The organism is Escherichia sp. AM3, from assembly GCF_032029835.1.
Taxonomy (GTDB): domain Bacteria; phylum Pseudomonadota; class Gammaproteobacteria; order Enterobacterales; family Enterobacteriaceae; genus Escherichia; species Escherichia coli.
On sequence record NZ_JAVUPQ010000433.1, the window covers coordinates 1 to 808 of the forward strand.

General features: G+C 54.5%; 1 protein-coding gene. It reads left to right on the forward strand.

Annotation, left to right across the window (positions count from 1 at the left end; translation table 11 throughout):
• Positions 1–59 precede the first annotated feature (59 nt).
• Positions 60–808 (forward strand): DUF1281 domain-containing protein (locus RTW80_RS26405; RefSeq protein ID WP_312721041.1); only part of this gene is annotated, 749 nt, incomplete at its 3' end.

Below are 808 nucleotides of genomic sequence, written 5' to 3' on the forward strand. Positions count from 1 at the left end.
GCCTGATGGAGGCCGCATGTGAGAGGAGAATTCCCATGCCAAACTGGTGCTCGAATCGTATGTATTTTTCTGGTGAACCGGCACAGATCGCTGAGATTAAACGACTGGCCAGCGGTGCAGTTACACCGCTTTATCGCCGCGCCACAAATGAAGGTATTCAGCTGTTTCTGGCCGGAAGTGCCGGACTTCTGCAGATCACTGAAAATATCCGCTCTGAGCAGTGCCCCGGAGTGACGGCTGCCGGACGTGGTGCTGTATCACCGGAAAATATCGCGTTCACCCGCTGGCTGACATACCTGCAGGACGGTGTACTGCTGGATGAGCAAAACTGCCTGATGCTGCATGAACTCTGGCTGCAGAGCGGTACTGGACAGCGTCGCTGGGACGGATTACCGGACGATGTCAGGGATACCATCACCGCACTTTTCACCGCAAAAAGAGGTGACTGGTGTGGCTTCTGGAGTAACGAGGATGTATCGGTGTGGTGGAACCGTCTGTGTGACAACGTACTGCCGGAAAAAACCATGCCGTTTGACCTGCTGACGGTTTTGCCCACCCGCCTGGATGTTGAAGTGAATGGCTTTAACGGTGGTGTTCTGAACGGTGTTCCTTCTGCATATCACTGGTATACGGAACGGTATGGCGTGAAGTGGCCTGTGGGGTATGAGGTGAATATCAGTAGTCAGGGAGACAACTTCATTCAGGTTGATTTCGACACGCCGTGGTGTCAGCCGGAAAGCGACGTTGTTGCAGAATTAAGCCGCCGTTTCGGCTGCACGCTGGAGCACTGGTACGCCGAACAGGGCTG